This window comes from Kribbella sp. NBC_01505 (assembly GCF_045040285.1).
Taxonomy (GTDB): Bacteria; Actinomycetota; Actinomycetes; order Propionibacteriales; family Kribbellaceae; genus Kribbella.
The window spans coordinates 8,917,491-8,935,778 of record NZ_CP109425.1 but is presented as its reverse complement, the minus strand read 5'-3'; the positions used below and the strand labels follow the sequence as shown (position 1 = coordinate 8,935,778).

The following is an 18,288-nucleotide window of genomic DNA, read 5'->3' as shown; positions in this document are numbered from 1 at the left end:
TCCGTCCCGGGTGAGCATGTGCGCACGAGTCGCACCGCGCCGCCTGACAGGCAGCCTGCCGCCCGCGGTCCGACAGAGTGGGGGTACGCCCGAAATGAACTGGACCAAACGCCGTGGCACTGCCGTGGTGGGTTGCGCGGTCGCCGTCGCCGCGGTGGTCGCCGGGATACAGGGGCTGCCCGCCCCGGCCCAGGCCGATCCGCCGCCGGACAACAGATCGCAGCTGCTCGATGTGAGTACGCCGACCCGCGCCGACAAGGAGAAGCTGCTCAAACTCGGTTTCGACGTCACCGAGCAGGCCGACGCCGACTCCGTCACGGTGTTCGCCGGCGACGCGCGCGAGCGGAGCCTGCTGAAGTCGGCCGGCTACCAGTGGACCGTCAAGGTCGCCGATGTCGAGGAGCAGAACCGTCTCGACCGCGCCGAGGATGCGGCGTACGCGGCCAAGACCGCTGTCTCGCCGCTGCCCAGCGGGCGCGACACGTACCGTCGGCTGGCCGACTACGAGGCGGATCTGACGCTGCTGGCCAAGAAGTACCCGAAGCTGGTCAAGCCGATCACGCTGCCCTACAAGACCAGCGAGGGCCGCACGGTCCGGGGCATCGAGATCACCACCAACCCGCAGAACGTGAGCGACGGCAAGCCCGTCTTCTTCCTGATGGGCGCGCACCACGCGCGCGAGTGGCCGTCGGCCGAGACCGCGATCGAGTACGCCTTCGATCTCACCAAGAACTACGGCAAGAACAAGCGGATCACGTCGATCGTGCAGAAGACGCGCACCATCGTCGTACCGATCATCAACGTCGACGGCTACAACACCTCGCGCGAGGCCGCGCCCAAGGGTGACTTCAGCAAGTTCGATTACGAGATGAAGCGCAAGTCGTGTGAGGTGACGGCCAAGACGCTGCCCGAGGAGCTCGGCGGCGACTGCGGCAACAACCCGCAGGGCGTGCAGCGGGGGACCGACCCCAACCGGAACTACCCGGGCTTCTGGGGTGGACCGGGCGCGAGCACCAACTACCGCAGTGAGACCTACCGCGGCGACGAGCCGTCCATCCTGCCTGAGGTCCAGAACGTCCGCTGGGTCGTCTCCAACCGCCAGGTGACCGGACTGATCACTCTGCACACCTTCGGGGACCTGATCCTGCGTCCGCCGGGCGTCATGGCCGCGGGCGCACCCCCGGACGAGCCGGTCTACAAGGCTCTCGGAGCATCGCTGGCGGCGGACAACGGCTACACGAACCAGCCGAGCTACCAGCTGTACGACACCACCGGTTCGACCGAGGACTGGAGCTACTGGGCAACCGGCGGTTTCGGGTTCACCTTCGAGATCGGCTCGTCCTTCCATCCGCCGTACGCCGAAGGGGTCATCGCGCACTACCTCGGCCAGGCGCCGGCGCCAGGCGCGGGGACGGGCGGCAACCGCGAGGCCCTGCTCACGATGAGCGAGGCCACCGGCAACGCCAAGCTGCACTCGACCCTCCTCGGTGCGACCGCACCCGGCCGCACGCTGAAGATCTCGAAGACCTTCCAGACGCCGACCTCGCCGGTGATCCAGCCGGACGGTACGACGAAGGATCCGGTCATCTACACGGACAAGCTCGAGTCGACGCTGACCACCGGCTTCGGCCCGTTCAAGTGGTCGGTCAACCCGTCCACCCGCCCGTACGTCGCGGGCCGTTGGGGCCGCGATCCGGTCGCACCGACCCAGCCGTCGGTCACGTTGACCAACCCGGACGGGATTCCGGTCAAGGGCCAGGCCGAGACTGCGACGTTCACCATCAAGGCGCCGCCGGAGGCCGACAACGGCAAGGCCTCGATCAAGATCGGCTGGAACAAACCGGACGTCGACTGGGACGTCTACGTCTTCGGGCCGGACGGCAAGCAGATCGCGCAGGCGGCGTCGCTGGCCGACCCGGAGGTCGCTGTCCTGATCGACCCGGTACCCGGCCAGTACACGGTGCGAGTGGAGAACTTCGACGGTGGTGAGACGGCCGACTGGACCGGCTCGGTCGAGTTCGCCCCGCCGACGCCCGCGTCGTACACCGGTGTCAAGGAGAGCTGGAAGCTGAGCTGCTACACCAAGGGCGGCAAGCTCCTCGGCGCTCGCGACGTCACCGTCGACCGCGGCAAGACGGTCTGGGTCGGCGACCCCTGCCGCCGCTACAAGGGCTGATTCACCTAGCGGGCCCCTCGGCGATCGAGGGGTCCGCTGGTTCTCACCGGCTCCAGCGGCGCATTAGCGTTCCTGGTGAGGCGTTTGCTCGCGCCAGCGGCTAGGAGCGCTGTGATGAGAGTTCCGGCGCCCGCTACCAGCAGCGTCGCGGCCGGGCCGACGGCGCCGAGCACCGGCGCAGCTGCCGTCGTACCGATCAGCCCAGCGGACTGATTGACCGATCCCATCGTCGACAGCGCCCGCCCCCTGAGGGCATTGGGAACCGAACCCACAATGATGAAACGGATCGAGGCGACCTGGACGGCGTTGGAGAAGCCGGCAACAGCAAAGCCCAACCCAGCTGCGTAGGGCGACACCACAAGGCCCGGAAGTAGCAGCCCGAGGCCCATCGAGAGGGTTGACCCGAACAGCCACGACCGGGCGCGGTGATCTGTCACGCGGGCCCCAAGTCGTGAGCCGACGATCCGGCCGACGATAAAGCACTGCCCGAGTACGGCGTACCCGAGCGGCGTCAGGCTCAAGGTCTTCAACCCGTAGAGAACCTCTGCCACCGCGTAGAACGACGTGAAGACAATCGACGCGACGAGGCCGATCATCGCCACCCGGGTGGGTGCCTGTTGGAGGAGCAGTTGCGGTGCAGCCTTGACCTGCGTCCACCAACTCTGGGACGTCGATTCAGCTGCGGGGCGCTGCGGCGGCGTGAGCATCGTGAGCGTAGCCAGGACGAGCAACACACCAGCGTGAACAACCAGAACCCACGCGACGCCGAGCGACTGGACGATGAGCCCTCCGGTCAAGGGGCCGAGCAAGCTGCCGACAAGTCTGGCCGTGTCCATCCTCGCGAAGGACCGTGCGCCGCCGTCGTCATTGTCCTGCTTCGCTCTCTCGGCAAGTAAGAGCAGGGCCGGTGCGTCCAAGGCCGAGGCGATCGCTTTGAGCAAGATCATCGAGATCAGCACAAGTGTCACTGGATGCGCGGCCGCACCGAGGACGACGAATGCCTGGACAGCCGAAGAGACCAGCACGATCTTGCGCTGATCCACCCGGTCGACAAGTGGAGCGGCAAGAGCCGCCAGCGCGATCTGGGGGACCACCTGGCAGATCAGGACGGCCGAGACGGCCCAGCCCGTCCCCGCCTCCCCGGCCACCGCCACCATGACCGCGATCATCGTCGCCCCATTGGCAAACGTCGTACCGAGATAAGCCCCAGGAAGACCGAACCGGGCGGCCAGCTGCCGAACTGTCATCGTGCCCAGGGTAGATCAGGGCAGTGTCGAGTTCCCTGCAGCTCAACACGCGCCAAAGGTTTTCCGAAGGTTGGCTCTGCCAGGCTGTAACAACGTCAGCTCGTCTAGACCATGGAGGATCCTGCAGATGGCTCGAATCTCACGTGTGGCGGCTGCCGCCCTGATGGTGGCAGTGCTGGTGCCTTCGGCGATTGCCGGAACGGCCAGCGCGACCCCGCCCACTGACCAGAAGATCGAGACGATCGGCAGCGAGGGAACCCGGACAGTTCCGGCGTACGACGAGGGCCGCCTCGTCCAGGTTTTCGAGGCGAACTTCTGGGCGAGCGCTGGTGAGCGCCGCTATATCTCGTCCAACGTGCTTGCCAAGCAGGGGACCGGTACCTCCGACCCGCTCCTGATGGCGCAGACGTCGATCATCTGCGCGGGAACCGGCAGCCAGCAGGTCGGTGCGAACATGAATGTCCAGCGTGGACAGAGCATCACTCTGAACCCCCGCTTCGTCTTCATTTCGCAGAACTCGGGCAACGTCAGTTGCAAGCTCTACGCGGCTGGGCGGCGCCCCGACCCGACCGGTTCACCGGCATCGTCGAATACCTGGTTCGTCGACTACGGCTCGTACCTTGCGGTCAGTGCGCCGATGCCGTCCTGGACCCGCACGTTCGACACCAGCTCGCTGACGTCCAAGCGGTTGGACGACCCGGGCGACAACTGGACGCCCATCGACAAGACGTTCACGATCGCGTCCGGCGTCACGCAGTTCGATCTCATCAGCGACCACAAGGTGACCGTCTGCAGTTCGTCCGGCGGCAGTGAGGACTCCACGACCAACGGTCCGCTGTGCACCGGCGACGTCGTCGTCCCGGGCGGCGATTCCGTGGTCTCGCTGACCGTTCGGGTGCGTCAGAAGACGGCCGGCGGCGCTTGGTGCGGTGGCCCACAAACGCTCGTGGACGGCAAGACCTACCTCGTCACCCGCGAGATCCATCACCGCATGCTCTTCAGCAAGGGCGTAGTCACAGTGGATCCCGACTGCGCCCCGGTCTTCACGGTGACAGCAAACATCAAACTCGAGTCCGGTGTGGCGACCGTCGTACACGCTCCCAACGAGACGACCCTCGTGACTTCCTGAGGTGGCGCTACTGCGGGGTCTTCTTGGCTTGCTGTTGTACTGATTCGATCGCGGCGGTGGCGTCGAAGCCGATCAGGGCGGCCTGGTGCAGGTAGGTCTGAGCGAGTTCTGTCAGGCGAGCGCCGCGTTCGGCTGTCCTGAGCCGAGGGGTGCTGGCGACGCGAGTGCCGCCGCCTCGGTGTGAGGTGACCATGCCTTCGCTCTCGAGCTCGCGGTAGGTGCGGGCAACGGTGTTGACGGCAAGGCCGAGATCGCGGGCCAGCTGCCGCAGTGGCGGCAGCCGATCGCCGGGGGACAGCACCCCGGAGCCGATCAGATCGGCCAGTTGCCGGCGCAGTTGCTCGTACGGCGGTGTCGGGTCGGATGCGGAAACGGACAGGGTCCCGCTCACGCGGATGTCCTGGTTGGCCGGAGGATCGCAACCAGACTCCAGGCCAGCAGTACTAGTGAGCAAGGAATCAGGAGCACCAGCAAGCCGCCACCGACGGTCCAGGCGGTCGGCGCGCAGGGCATCGACAGCAGCGTCGGACCTGCCACCGCGGAGATGCCGGCCAAGGGAACCGCGACGACCACCCCGCAAGCGCCTGTCAGGGCCACCGCCGACCGGCGCCGGGAGGCGTCATCGCGGATCGGACGCGCCGCCCGGTTCAGGGGACGCGGACGAGCGACCAGCCGCCATCCGCCGACGGCTGCCACGAGCAGTCCCAGCAGAACCAGGAGTCCGAGCGGCACCGCGTAGTACGACCCGGGCCACGGTCCCTTGCTGCGCGAGACCTCGCCACACACGCGAGAAAGTACCCGCCCGTCGCGGCCTAGGTCATCCGGTGAGCCGAGCGCCGTCGTCCAGATCAGGATCCCGGTCAGAACGACCGTGGCAATCCCGACAATGAAAGCGGACCGACGCGGCACGTAGTCCCGCAGGCGCCGAGTCTCCACCGCGGCGGATCGGATCGGACCGACCGGTTGGCGTCGAAACTCACCCAGGACAACGCCAACCATGACCATGACCCCGAAGACCGGTGCCGACAGCAACAACCCTTGACCGAGCGGAGCGGACGCGGCGATGGCACCTGCCGCCACCACGCCGGCCACGAGCCCGGCGATCCGCCAGCCCGCCCCCTGCCCGGACGGACCCTCCGGAACCGTGACCACCGGAACCCCCAAGACCACCGCCAGCACCACAAGAACCCCCAACGCCAGCAGCGGAATCGACGTCACAACATCCTCCTTGTATCACTCGACTGATACAAAGCAGGATGGCAGTGGCCGCGGTCTTGTGTCAACTCATTGATACAAGGCCGCCTCGCCAAGGATTCGGGCCCGAAGGCAACGGCCGCAAGTGGGACGTCCTCGGCCGCATCACCGAAGAAGCAACAACCAAGTTCACCTACGACGCGATGGACCTGCGCCGTACGGTCCAGAACACCGCCGGCACCAAGAAGCTCTCCTGGGACATCAACAACCCGCTCCCCATGCTCGGGGTCGAAACCCGCACCGACGGCAGCCTCTGGCGCCACCGCTACGCCCCCGACGGCACCCCCGTCTACGTCGAACACCCCGGAAAGTCCTACCCCCGCTCACTCACGCTCGCCGACGGCATGGGCAGCATCACCGACATCGTCGACCAAGCCGCCGCAGCCCGCTGGCGCTACAGCTACGAACCCTTCGGCGCCAAACGCACCAGCGAAAAACTGAACACCGTCGCCGAAGACCCCGGCCTCGGCTTCACCGGCGCCTACCTCGAATCCACCACCGGCAACTACCACCTCCGAGCCCGCGACCTCAACCCCACGGGCATGTTCGTCTCCCCAGACCCTCTGACCCCCAGCATCAACGCCCCGTCGATCACTCCCTACGCCTACGCCAACCAGCGCCCCACCCTCCTCTCCGACCCCAGCGGCTTGTCTCCGTGGGGGGACTTCTGGGACGGGATTGTCGAGACGGGCAAGAAGATCGGCGAATTCGGTCTGGAGGATCGGCAGACCCAGAGCACGCAGCTTGTCGTGGGAGTGGGTGGCGCCATCCCCCAGGCAGCCGATTCCCAGATGGGAACGACCTACCTGTCCGAGAGCTATTACGGGTGGACCGAGGAGCACCTGGGCGTCGATGGCTCCGAGGGCGGAGTGCTGATCGGTGAGAACCTGCCCTACTTCCTGATCCCAGGCGGCGGACTCAGCCGGCCCTGCAAGCTGCTGGAGCTGGGACGAACCGCGAATGTTCCAGGCAAGGTAGTCACAACCGGCGCTCCTAAAGCTCTCACAGCCGGTACGAGTGCACTGAAGCCATGGCTTCGCGGGACCAACGGCAACGCTGGGCTGATTCCAGACTCGGTTCGAAGCGCATTGAGCGGCCGCACGTTCACCAAGTGGCCGGAGTTCCGTGAGGAGTTCTGGAAGGCAGTAGCGTCTGACCCGGCGTTGATATCCAAGTTCAAGCCTGAGAATGTGGCACAGATGCGCAACGGAAATGCCCCGTTCGTTCACAAGACTCAAAGGTACGGCGGGCGCGAGCGCTACGAGATCCATCACCGCACACCGAAGTCCCGTGGTGGCGCCGAATTCGACCTGGACAACCTTGTCGTCGTCACGCCTCGCTACCATGCGGAGGTACTCAATCCGTCGTACCACTACGGAGGTGGCCGGTGATTCCCGACCGCGTGCGTCTGGTCGAGCTTGTCCGCAACCTGTCGACAGGCTTTTACCTGACCGAGGCCGAAGGGAACGCGGCGCTTGCGGAGTTCGAGGCCGCGGTGCCGCATCCTCGGGCGTCGGACCTCATCTTCTACTGGGATGACGAGTTCGACCACCAACCAACAGCAGACGAGGTCGTCGACAAAGCATTGAGTTATCGAGCAATAGAGCTCTGAAGCATGCCCAGTAGGTAGTGCGCTCTGAATTCTCGGGGGCTGATGCCGTAGCGCTGGCGGAAGGCGGCGCTGAGGACGCTGTTGGAGGAGAAGCCGCAGGTTTGGGCGAGCTCGCCGATGACGATGTGGACGGGGCTGCGCAGGCGTTCGTGGACGAGGGCGAGTCGTTCTTCGCGGATCAGGTCGCGGGGCGTCGTACCGGCCTGCTGTAGTGCGAGCTGGACCTGGCGTAGGGACCAGCCTAGGGCGCGGGCCATCGTGGCGCCGGTCAGAGACGAGTCGGTGGCGTGCTCGCGGACATAGCGTCTGACCATGGCTTCGACCTCGACCAGGCCACCCTCGGTGTCCGGTCGGTCGTCGCCGACGGCGAGCATGCACAGCAGGTCGACCAGCCGATCGCAGATCGCATCGAACTCGGCTGCTGACAAGTGCGCCCGCTGAGCGAACAGCTCGCCCAGCATGCCTGCCAGGACGCGGCCCAGGCCGCGGTTGATGCCGAGGATCCGGGGCGCCGATCGGCGTGCTGCGGGGCGTAGGCGGTGGTCCAGCTCCGCCCCGGGGATCGTCAGTAGCGCGATGTCGGCGTGGTCGAGCTTCGCTTCGAACCGCGAGTTCGACGATGCCAGGAACGCCTCACCTGGGCCGATGCGCAGCTCCTGGCCGTCTTGGCTGACCAGCAGTTCGCCGCGGATCGGCCACAGGAGTGTGCGGGTGGCGTGCGGATCCTCGGACGCCATCGCGGCGGTTCGATGGCCCTGCGCGCAGTCGGCAGACGCCCGGCCGAGCGTGTAGGCGACGGTGCCGATGCGAAGCAGCCGGCCCCGGAAGGTCCCCGGTGAACAGGTCGGATCGACCCGGTAGCGGGTTGCCGCGCTGACGACGTTCATCCAGTACTCGACACGTTCCGGTGGTCTGACGTCGTCGGTGGTCCACGAGTCGATCGAATAGGACGAAACCGGGGGCGCGATGGACATGGGGCCTCACCTTGTTCGGACGCGAAGAGCCGGGGGCGGTCACTTCTAACGACTGGACGGGTCTCCTAGGAAGGATTCTTTCCCACATCCTCGGTTCCCGCCGGTCCCGCCGCCGCATCCTTACCGCGTCTTAAGTCCCGGAGGAGCGCGGGTGAGCACAGCGGCACCGCCGCGGCCGAAGGAGATCTCCTCCGACCACGACGGTGCCGCCGCGAAACTGTTCAGATCAGCAGGTACTCAGGACGCTGTGCCACGTGGCCCGCCACGCCCACCCGCACTTCTTCTTCTCCTGGTCGAGCCGATGTGGAGAGCGGCTGTCGCCGCTGAGCATGTCGTAGAGCATCCACAGGCCGACGCCTCGTCTGGTTGCCTTGCCATCGGCCTTGAATTCGCCCTTGATCTTGCCGAGCTGGCCCGACCGGGTGACGTCGCCCTTCTTCCAGATCTCGCCGACCCGGTAGAGGCTCCACGTGCCGCGGGCGGAGACGTACCACATGGCGTAGTACCACCCGCCGCCCTCGGTCTTTCCCTTCGCGAGCGCCGTGCCGAGGACGGCGCAGGTGTTGGCCGGGGTGCCCCTGATGAACCGGCAGATCGAGTAGCCGACGCCGGCAACCTTCACCATGGTGTAGACCTCACCGCCGAGGACCGACCCCTTGCCCTTCTTCGGCCGTTTGCGCTGCTCCTTCTTCTTGGGCTTCTTGGCGGCCTTCTTGGCCTTCTTCTTCTTGAGCTTGGCCGCCTTCTCGCGCGCCTTCTTGGCCGCGGCCTTCTTGGCGGCCCGCTTGGCCGCCGCGATCTTCTCCGCCTTCTTCTTCTTCGCGAGGTACCGCTGGTAGTCGCAGCCGTCGCAGTAGTGGGCGGCCTTCTTGGGCTTCTTCGCCGCGGCCTTCTTCTTTTTCTTCGGGGCCTTGTTGTAGCCGCCGCACCCGTCGCAGTAGTGGCCGCCGGGCAGGACGCGCCACAGGCCGTCGGCGTCGCTGGCCGTGATCGGGGTGTTGTCGGCGTACGCGTAGCCGTTGAGCTGTTGCGGGCTGTCGAAGTCGGCGATCGGGTCGGTGGAGATGAAGCGACCGCGGGCGGAGTCGTATTCGCGGGCGCCGAGGTGGGTGAGTCCGGTGGGATCGTCGACGCCGCCGACGAATCCGTGTTCGTCGGGCCAGGTCGCGGGTGCGGTGCCGCGGGCCGCGCCGAACGGCGTGAAGCGGCGCTGCTCCTGGCCGAGGTCGGCGGCGTTGACCGACAGCGTGTTGGTGCCGTGGTGATCGGAGACAGTGAAGGTGAGACCAGACTCGTTCCGTACGGCGTTGGTGCTGCCGAGGTCGTAGTACCGGGTGGCTGTCACCGTGCCGGCCGGGCTGAGGTGGAGTTCGGAGTTGTCGAGGTAGAGGGTGGATCCGTCGGTGTCGCGGGCGATGAGCCGCTCACCGTCGGCGTCGTACAGGTAGCTGGTGGCCTTGCCGTTCTCGGTGAGGCCGGCCAGGTTGCCTTCGGCGTCCCACGTGAGCGTCTGGGCCTTCCCGGCGACGTTGCGAGCGGTGGTGTTGCCGCTGGCGTCGTAGGTGAAGCTGTCGGTCCGGGTCCCGGTGGCGACGCCGCTCAGTGCGTGCGGCCGGGTTCCGCCGGCGGCCGGGTAGGTGTAGTTGGAGGTGGTGGCGGCACCGGTGGCCGGGTCGTGGTTGGTCTCGCTGAGCCGGTTGCCGGTCTTGTCGTAGGTCCAGCCCTGCCAGTACGGCGCTACGCCGGCCAGCGCGCCTGCGCTGGGTTGGGTGCTGCAGTCGGCAGCAGGAGTCCACGCCTCGGTGAGCCGGCGCAGATAGTCGTAGCTGAAGCACTGGACATCACTCGCGCCGTCTTGCGGTGTGTCGGCGATCTTGGTGATGTTGCCGGTCGGGTCGTAGGTGTACTTCACATCCGCCAGGTGTTCGGGACCGGTCGAGCGGTCGGCGAGGACGCGGTCCAGGTTCCGGGTCGCGTCGTCGTAGAACGCGGTGTGGACGAGCTGCTTGCCGGCCGCGGCGGACAGCGTCGACTGCGAGACTTCGTCGTACGGCGTGTAGGTCGCCGCGGTGAGCATCGTTCCGAGACCACTGCTCGCGGTCTGCAACCGGCCGGCGGCGTCGTAGCCGTACCGCATTGTCTCCGCCGCGAGCGCACCCGCTGCCGGGTAGGACACCAGCGACGGCAGTCCGGTGGCGGTGTAGCCGGTGTTGGTCTTGTACGACCCGGCCAGCTTGCCCTCGGATGCGGGAATCGTGACGGTGCTGGTCAGCGGCCGGTACCGGGCGTCGTAGGCGTCCACCGACTTGGTGTAGGCGTTGCCGTTGACGTAGCGGGTCGAGCTCGCGAGCTTGCCCTTGACGGTTGTGCCCGAGACGAGCGTGTCGTAGGTCCACTGCGCGCGTTTGGTGCCGGAGGCCGACCCGTCGTACACGCCGGTAACGCGGCCCAAGGCGTCGTAGGTGTAGGCGAGGGTCGAGCCGCGGGCGTCGGTGCTGGTGAGCATCTGGCCGGCGTTGTCGTAGGTGAACTTGCTGGTCCCGGTGTCCGGGTCTTCGCGTTGGGTGATCCGGCCTCGCAGGTCGTAGGCGGTGTCCCAGGTGTTGCCCGCCGGGTCGGTTGTGCTGGCCATGTCACCGTGGCCGTTGTAGGTGTAGGTGGTCGCGTCGTAGGAACCGGTCGGCGAGCCGCCGGTGTACTGGCGCAGTTCGACCACCGCGTCGTCGGCATCGGTGATGGACGTGGTGGCCGTGTCCCCGTCCGGCGGGTCCACGTTGACGCGGTCTCCGCCGTACGTGGTGGTCGTGCGCCACTTCTCGAATCCGTGCGAGCGGAAGATCTCCACCGTCTCGCGTTCGGCGCCGTCGTACACGTTCACGTCCTGGCCCGGTACGGCGGTGTCGCTGACCCCGGTGAGCAACGTCGTACCGGCGGCGCCGCTGTTCCAGTAGGCGCCGTTGGACTTCACCTCCAGACCGCGGGAGTCGTAGAAGGTGTCGGTCACGACCCGGCCACCGTCGGCCGCGGGGTCTTGGGTCTGCCGTTCGCGCAACTGCCCGTCGAACAGGTCGTAGCTGGCCTCGTAGCTGCCGTCGTCGCGGACCTCCTCGGTAGTGATGACCGACGGCGCGTCCTGGCGGATCAGGTAGGAGTACTTGAGGTTCGGGGTCTTCCCGTCCGTCTTGGACCGGTCCGGTTGCCAGACCGCGGTGACCCGGCCGAGCGGGTCTCGGGCCGTGTCGGTACGCCGTCCGTTCTGGTCGACCTCGGCGACCGACTCACCGAAGGCGGGCTCGACGGTCGTCGTGGTCACGTACCCGGCCGGGTTGGTGACGGTGATCGTGGTGACGGCCGCGCCACTGGCCGGGGCATAGGCGGCCGATGACTTGCGGTCCAGCTGGTCGTACGTCTCGACCGGCCGGCCGTAGGAGTCGTAGACCGTGCGTCCTTCCTGCGTGTAGACCGGTGTGGTGCCCGAATAGGAGCCGAGCTCCTTGGTGAGGGTCTCGTTGCCCTTGGTCGGCGCTGCCCCCAGCGTGGTGGACCCGTCGTAGTAGGTCAGGTCGTCCGTCACCGCGTTGTCCGGGTACGACGGCGTCACGGTGCAGGCCACGGACACGGTCTGTTCGCGGGCCTCGAAATCGATCAGCCACGCCGCGAGGTTGCGGGCGTACGTGGTGCGGGTGCATTGCTCGTCGCCGGTCTTGGCGGTGTCGCCGAGGTCGTTCTCCTCGACCTCGAGTCCGTAGGCGTCGTAGGTGGTGCGGGTCTCGGTGTTGCGCCAGCCACCGGTGGACAGCGCCTCGCGGGACCGTTCGGCGACCTCGGTGACCAGGTAGGCCTTGAGGGTGCCGTTGCGGGTGACCTGGGTGGCGGTGGGGGAGGAGATCAACGGGTCGGTGATCACGCCCTCCAGCACGCTGCCGCCCGCCTCGGTGTAGGTGAGGGACTCGCGTTCGAACCCGGTCAGTGCGGGGTGGTCGGCGATCGTGCCGCCGAGGGAGTCGGTGATCGTCACCGAGCGGGTGCCGCCGTTCGGGAGCTTGTCACCGTCCATGCCGCGCAGGTACAGGGTCTCTTCCTGCGAGCGGGTCTCGCCGGGGTTGCCGTGGAGCTTCCGGACCCGGCCGTAGCCGCGCCACTGTCCCCACGTCCGGTACTTCACCGGAGTCAACTCGTTGTCGTCGTAGTGCCACGCACCGCCGCCGAGGTACTCGTAGTCGGTGCGTTCGATCCCGGCCACACCGGACTGGTCGTCCTCCAGCACCGTGACCGGCACGTACTTGTGGAACCAGTCCTTCGTCAGCGAATCCGATCCGTCGGCCTGCCAGTACTGCGGGAAACATCGCTTGGTGTTCTGCTCGGGAACCGGCAATGAGCCCGCCGTACACTCGGCCGCCGAGTAGTTCACGTGCAGGTGCCCACCGGCTTCGTCGTACACGTCGGTCAACCGCCATTTGTTCATCGGCGGAATACCCTCCATGGCGTCCACCCGGTTGGCCAGCTGGACGCCTTGGAACGACACCGAAGGAAGCGACGCGGTCCCGCCGACCTTGCCGGTTGCGGTGATCGATGCCAGCCACAACGCCGCCGACGTACCGTCACCCGGGTCACGGAACGCATAGCCCAACGCCCATGACGTGGCATCGCGGTAGGTCGTCCCGGACACCCACAGCTGGGTCGTCACCGACGCGAGCCGCTTCCGCGTCCAGAACGTCGGCGAGTACAAGTTTGTGCACTTCGCGCCCGCCGAACAGTTCAGGTCGTACGGCACGTCCGGCCAGTTCGCGGCAGTGGCCGCAGTGATGTCGCCGGTGCCACAGGTCGCACCCGCCGCGCAGCGCTCGTCCACCGCGAACGACACCCGCATCGGAGCCGGTGCCGAGTACATCGACGTGGACCGCTGGCCGTAGTCGACCCGCTTCAGGTAGCCGCCGCGCTCGTACTGGGTGCCGGCGGTCGCGGTCAGGTTCCGGCCGTAGTAGTTCGTCTCACTGCCGTAGAAGTACGACAGCGCGTTGCCGTTCGGGTCGACCACGTAGTCCAGGTTCCAGCGCCAGGCCTGCGTGCAGTACGACGTCGCGAACGTCGTCCCGTGGCACGGCTCAGCCGCGTCGTTGCCGAACACCGGAGCTGTCCAGACCGAACCGGTCTCCTCGTTGCCCGCGGCCCAACCCGGCAGCCGGTTCAGCCCGAAGTAGTACTGCGTGCCGTCGCGCGACGTCAGCCGCCAGTGCTCGCCGTCGTTGTCGCCGTTCACTCCACCGGTCAACCGCTCCAGTCGCGAACCGTCGTCGTCCCGCAGCTTCCAGGTACCGGTGGTGTCGTCACGGACCAGCTCGGAAGCGGTCCCGCCCAGCACCAGGTAGGCGTTGTCGGTCTCCCAGCAGAGGTCCTGCGGCTTCGGCGTCGTCTTCACCTCGTCGGCGCACGACGTGTACCGCCGCTCGACGAATCCCTCGTCCAGGCCCCAGCCCTCACCGACCCACGACGACTGGTTGTTCGTCGACGCGACCCGGCCGTCGATGTCACCCGACGAATAGCCCAGATTCAGATCGGGCTCCGGGCCGCCGAAACCTTCCGGGCTGTCCATCGGGTAGCCCCAGGTGAACGCACCCGACGAGCCGCCCGCGTTCCACGAGGCCGATGCCGACAACGCGGTCGGTTTGTAGCTACCCGCGCTGCCCGCCGGTGCCGCCGACAACGCCAGCACCGTGTCCTGGCTGGATGCGGCGATCTCGGTAGCGATCCGGTTGGTGCCAGTGTTTTTCGACGTCAGCAACTGCCCGTCCGAGCACCCAGCCTCGTCCGGTGTGGTCAGTGCACACGCCGGCAGCCGCACGAGCCGCAGCCGGTTCGCCCAGTCACCGCCGTACGCAGAACGGAACGCCGAGTAGTCCACCTCGACCTTCACCTGGCCACTGCTCGCCACCGCGTCGGTGCGGCCGACGGTGAACAGCATTCCCGAAGCGCCTACCTTCGCAGCCGCTGAAGAGTCGTGTACCTGAACGCGTACCCGGTTCACCCGCGTCGACAGGGCGCCTTGGACCCCCGCCGCGCCGACCCGAACCGGCAACTGGCCGGCTTGCGCGGTGGTGCCGTCGACGGGGAGCGACACCTCCGCCGCCCCCGGCTGCGGTCTACTCACCTGTGGAGGTTGGCGCAGCACGGACGCGGCCTTCGGATCGGCCGGCCGCGACTTCGGCACGTAGTCGTGCCCTGGCACGGAGAACTCGGTCTGCGCCGCGGGCCGCCACGCGTCCGGCGTACCAACAGCGGCCTGTGCGGGCTGCACGGCGACCAGACTGTTGGCAGCCAGCGCGATGGCCGTGACTATTCCGGTGAACGGCACCAGCATGGCGCCACTCCTTTCATCGAACGGGGCGGATGGGTCACAGCTGGGACGGCAAGTACAAGTCGGCAATCTGCTGATCGGTGAGCACACCGGAATACATCTGTACGTCGTCGATCGCGCCGGTGAAGTAGTCGCGGAGACCGGCCGCCGACGTCCAGCTCGCTCCGAAACGTGATGCCCCGGCCGCGTGCCATGCACTGCGGTGATAGGTCTCGGCCACGAACTGGCCGCCTACGTACAGCCGCAACGTCTGGTCCTTCGCGTCGTACACGGCCGCGACGTGCGTCCACTCACCGGCTACCGGCCCGTCGAACGGGCCGACCGCCGTGTGCACCTCCGCCGACGCCGAGTCCGCGACCGGCATCGCCACCGACCAGCGGTAACCGCCGTACATGTCGTCCCAGACGTATCCCAGGCGGAAACCGCTCACCTGCGAGCCGTCCTGACTGATCACTACTTCGTTCTTGCCGACCGCGGACGGCTTCACCCAGGCCGCGGCCGTGAAGCTGCCGTCGGTGCGGACCGCCGGCCCCGACGCCGTCAGTACGCCGGTGGTGCCGTTCAGCTGCACCGCGTTGCCGCTCTTGCCGGCCACGCGTGACGCGCCGCTGGCCGACCAGCTCGCCGGATGCGCGCCGGCGGCGTCCGCGGCCGTCGTACCGGAGCTCTCGTCCAGCAGCCAATGACCGTCACGCCGGGCCACCTGCTGGATCTCGCCCGGCAGCAACACCCGGTTGTGCACCTGCAGCTGGTCCAGATCACCCGGCCAGTACTCGCCGTACGCGCCGTTGATCTTCGACCGCCCGATCTGGAACGAGCCGGCCGCGTTCCACGGCGTGGTGTACGCCGTCGTGGCCTCGAGCACGCCGTTGACGTAAAGCCGGATCTGGGCGTTCGGCGCGTCGTACACACCGGTCAGGTGCACCCACCTGCCGTCCGCCGCGGGCACCGTGGTGGAGATCGCCTTGCTGTACGTCGGCGCGGCGACATCGGCCGAGGTCCGGCTGAAGATCCATCGCCGGGCGGAGCTCGAGTAGGACAACGTGAAGGCGCCGGCCTGGCTCCCGACCTGGCTGGCCACCACGGCGTTGTGTGAGATGTCGGTCAGCCGCACCCAGCTCGACACGGACAACGAGTTCAGCGTGTTGACCACCGACCCGGTCGTCGCGGCGTACCCGGTGGTGCCGTTGAGCGTCAGGGCACCACCTTGCCGGCCGTCGCCCCAGGACGTGCCGCCACCCAGGGTGGCGCCGTGCCGGCCAGGCGCGGAGTCGACCGCCACCGTGCCGTCACCGGTCTCGTCCAGCCCCCAGTCCGCGACCGGCCCCGGCGCCGGTGCGGCGTAGAACACCGCTGTCACCACCGCGGAACGGTTGCCTCCGGCATCGACCGAGCGGACATGTAGCCAGTTCACGTACCGGTCTGGCAGTACCGAAATCGCCACCTCGCCACCCGGCTGCGACGGCGTCGCGGTCAGGTTCAGCGCTGCCGAGGTCCCGTTGAGGGTGTACTCGTACCGGACCACGTCGGACTCGCCGTTCGCGCCGAACGTGACCGGCAGGCCCGTCCCCATCACTGCGTTCCCGGACCCGTTGTCCGGGAACCCCGACGACACCGCCGTGGGTGCCTCAGGTGCCGCGTCATCCACGGAGAACTCACACCACGGACTCCACGCGCTGACGTCGATGCCGTCCTCGGCGCGCACCCGCCACTTGCCGACCACACCGTTGCCGAAGGCACCTGATGTGACAGAGGTCGCCACGACCGTCGGCGTCGCACCCGCGACGACCGGTGAGACGTACTGCCCGGCAGGGGCCGTACCGTCGGCCGTCCACCACTCGAAGTGCGCCTGGACCGAGTTGTCCACGTCGTGGAGAGTCGCTCGAAGCGTCGGCGTCACCGTGGACACGACCAGCCGCTCGGGACCAGTCACACACGCCGCCGAGCCTTCGGTGGTGAGGTTCGCCGGGCCGTCGGGAATCGTGTTGTAGTCGATGGTGACGCTCGGGTTGTTGGCGAACTTCTTCCACGAGTTCGCATCGCTCTTGCTCTCGGCCGACGTCGACGCCCGAAGTCCCTGTGTGACGTTGGCCCAGCCGTTGGCCGCGGCGTTCGTGATCTGGCTGGTCACGTTGAACTCCACCCCGCCGGCCGGACAACTCGACGAGGAGAAGCCCTTCGCGAAGCTCTTCTTCTCCATCTGGTACGCCCAGGTCGGCTGGTTCTTCCAGGTCGTCGCCGAGGATATCGGGTTGGTCGCCCACACCTGCACCTCGCGCACCGTGCACGACCACGACCAGTTCGACGAGGTCTGCAGCGTGGCCTTGAGGATGTGCTTGTACTTCACGCCGCTGGTGTCGAACTGGAAGAACGAGCGGGTGCGCTTCTGGTCCGTGCCGTCATAGCCCACTCGAGCGACCTTCTCCGACGTACCGAGGTTCGCGCCGTTGTAGAACGACGTGGTCGGGTAGTTGCTCCACACCTGCGTCCAGGCCTGCTTGACGCCGGACCACGACGGGTCGATGTAGACCGGGAACTTGGTCGTCTTGGCGGTCAGCAACGTCCGATCCGGCACGAGTGACAGCTGATCCCCGGCGACCCGGGCGCCGACCGCCGTGACCCGGCCACCGGGCTGTACGGCGGACCCGCGACCGGACGAGTCCCACATGTACGGCGCGGGTCCGCTGAACACGACTTCGCCGTCGGGATCGGTCGCGGTCAGACCCGCTGCCGTGGAACGAACGACCAAACCCTTGGTGGTCAGGCGATACGGCAGCGATCCGAGGGCCGGGTTCGCCGCGGCTGCCGCGTTCTTGACCACCAGGATCTGCGACAGACCGGCGGTCGAGGCAGTCAGGACGAGGTCGACACCGGGGAAGACCTCCCGGTAGGTCGCGGTGTCGCCGGCCAACACCGGCTGGGGGAGTTTGTCCGGCCAGGCGACAGCCAGCTCACGGCCGTCTTGGCGAAGCCTCACCAGGGGCGTCTCGCCGCCCCCGGAGAACGCGAGATCGAGCGGGCCGGCGACGGGTGCCACCGTTCCGTCGGTTCCGGCCTGCAACGTCATGTCGACCGGCACCCACCCGGACGACCGGCGGACCCGGACCGGCAACGCCGACTCGTGCCGGGTGAACGAACCGTCCGGATTCGCGAACACCTGCCCGGTCTCGGTGGTCAGCGTGTCGACCTCGACCTGACGCCCGGTCTTGGCGGCGACCCCGTGCGCCTTGACCTCGTCCAGCGCCGTCGCTGAAGCAGCCGGCATCGAGGGGATGCCGACCAAGAAACTTCCGAGGAGAGCGAGCGCACAGCTCATCGCCACCTTCGGCAAACGGGACCGGCGCCGCGACGTACCGGCTCCGGCAACACGACATCGATCAGACAGAGTGGACTTGCCCGGCATGACGGCCTCCACGGCGACGAAGGAGTTCTCCGTGTCAAGGAACACGATCCGAGACTGTCGCGTCCACGAAGTGCCCCGCGATCCTGCGCGTACCGGCAACAGACCTGCGCATGTCGACCTGCACCAGCCGTCGCTCTC

At 67.4% G+C, this 18,288-nt stretch carries 10 protein-coding genes; 4 read left to right on the top strand and 6 right to left on the bottom strand.

Annotation, left to right across the window (positions count from 1 at the left end; all coding sequences use genetic code 11):
* Nucleotides 1–94 precede the first annotated feature (94 nt).
* Nucleotides 95–2,176: a M14 family zinc carboxypeptidase gene (locus OG474_RS41795; protein WP_405059214.1), complete on the top strand. Its 2,082-nt coding sequence runs from the start codon at nucleotides 95–97 to the stop codon at nucleotides 2,174–2,176.
* A 5-nt stretch (nucleotides 2,177–2,181) separates the two neighbouring features.
* Here OG474_RS41795 and OG474_RS41790 read toward each other — a convergent pair whose 3' ends face one another.
* Nucleotides 2,182–3,423: an MFS transporter gene (locus OG474_RS41790; protein WP_405059213.1), complete on the bottom strand. Its 1,242-nt coding sequence runs from the start codon at nucleotides 3,421–3,423 to the stop codon at nucleotides 2,182–2,184.
* Between the two features lie 127 nt (nucleotides 3,424–3,550).
* Between OG474_RS41790 and OG474_RS41785 the strand changes: the two genes are divergently transcribed.
* Nucleotides 3,551–4,552, top strand: a complete 1,002-nt coding sequence (locus tag OG474_RS41785; protein WP_405059212.1) for a hypothetical protein — start codon at nucleotides 3,551–3,553, stop codon at nucleotides 4,550–4,552.
* A 7-nt stretch (nucleotides 4,553–4,559) separates the two neighbouring features.
* On the opposite strand, the gene OG474_RS41780 is transcribed toward OG474_RS41785, so the two are convergent.
* Nucleotides 4,560–4,943 (bottom strand): GntR family transcriptional regulator, encoded by a 384-nt coding sequence (locus OG474_RS41780; RefSeq protein WP_405059211.1) that lies wholly within the window; start codon nucleotides 4,941–4,943, stop codon nucleotides 4,560–4,562.
* Nucleotides 4,940–5,770, bottom strand: coding sequence for a hypothetical protein (locus tag OG474_RS41775; protein ID WP_405059210.1), 831 nt, complete (start codon nucleotides 5,768–5,770; stop codon nucleotides 4,940–4,942). Before OG474_RS41775 ends, OG474_RS41780 begins: the two co-directional genes overlap by 4 nt.
* A gap of 44 nt (nucleotides 5,771–5,814) precedes the next feature.
* Between OG474_RS41775 and OG474_RS41770 the strand changes: the two genes are divergently transcribed.
* Nucleotides 5,815–7,197 carry an RHS repeat domain-containing protein gene (locus OG474_RS41770; RefSeq protein ID WP_405059209.1) on the top strand — a complete coding sequence of 461 codons (1,383 nt, stop codon included), beginning with the start codon at nucleotides 5,815–5,817 and terminating at the stop codon, nucleotides 7,195–7,197.
* Nucleotides 7,194–7,418 (top strand): bacteriocin immunity protein, encoded by a 225-nt coding sequence (locus OG474_RS41765; protein WP_405059208.1) that lies wholly within the window; start codon nucleotides 7,194–7,196, stop codon nucleotides 7,416–7,418. Before OG474_RS41770 ends, OG474_RS41765 begins: the two co-directional genes overlap by 4 nt.
* Here OG474_RS41765 and OG474_RS41760 read toward each other — a convergent pair.
* From OG474_RS41760 to OG474_RS41750, 3 genes are all read right to left on the bottom strand, one after another.
* Nucleotides 7,397–8,392 (bottom strand): AraC family transcriptional regulator, encoded by a 996-nt coding sequence (locus OG474_RS41760; RefSeq protein ID WP_405059207.1) that lies wholly within the window; start codon nucleotides 8,390–8,392, stop codon nucleotides 7,397–7,399. The two genes, OG474_RS41765 and OG474_RS41760, sit on opposite strands and share 22 nt — an antisense overlap.
* A 226-nt stretch (nucleotides 8,393–8,618) precedes the next feature.
* On the bottom strand, nucleotides 8,619–14,750 hold the full coding sequence (locus OG474_RS41755) for an RHS repeat-associated core domain-containing protein (RefSeq protein ID WP_405059206.1): 6,132 nt from the start codon (nucleotides 14,748–14,750) through the stop codon (nucleotides 8,619–8,621).
* A gap of 34 nt (nucleotides 14,751–14,784) precedes the next feature.
* Nucleotides 14,785–18,195 carry a LamG-like jellyroll fold domain-containing protein gene (locus tag OG474_RS41750; RefSeq protein ID WP_405059205.1) on the bottom strand — a complete coding sequence of 1,137 codons (3,411 nt, stop codon included), beginning with the start codon at nucleotides 18,193–18,195 and terminating at the stop codon, nucleotides 14,785–14,787.
* Between the last annotated feature and the right edge of the window lie 93 nt (nucleotides 18,196–18,288).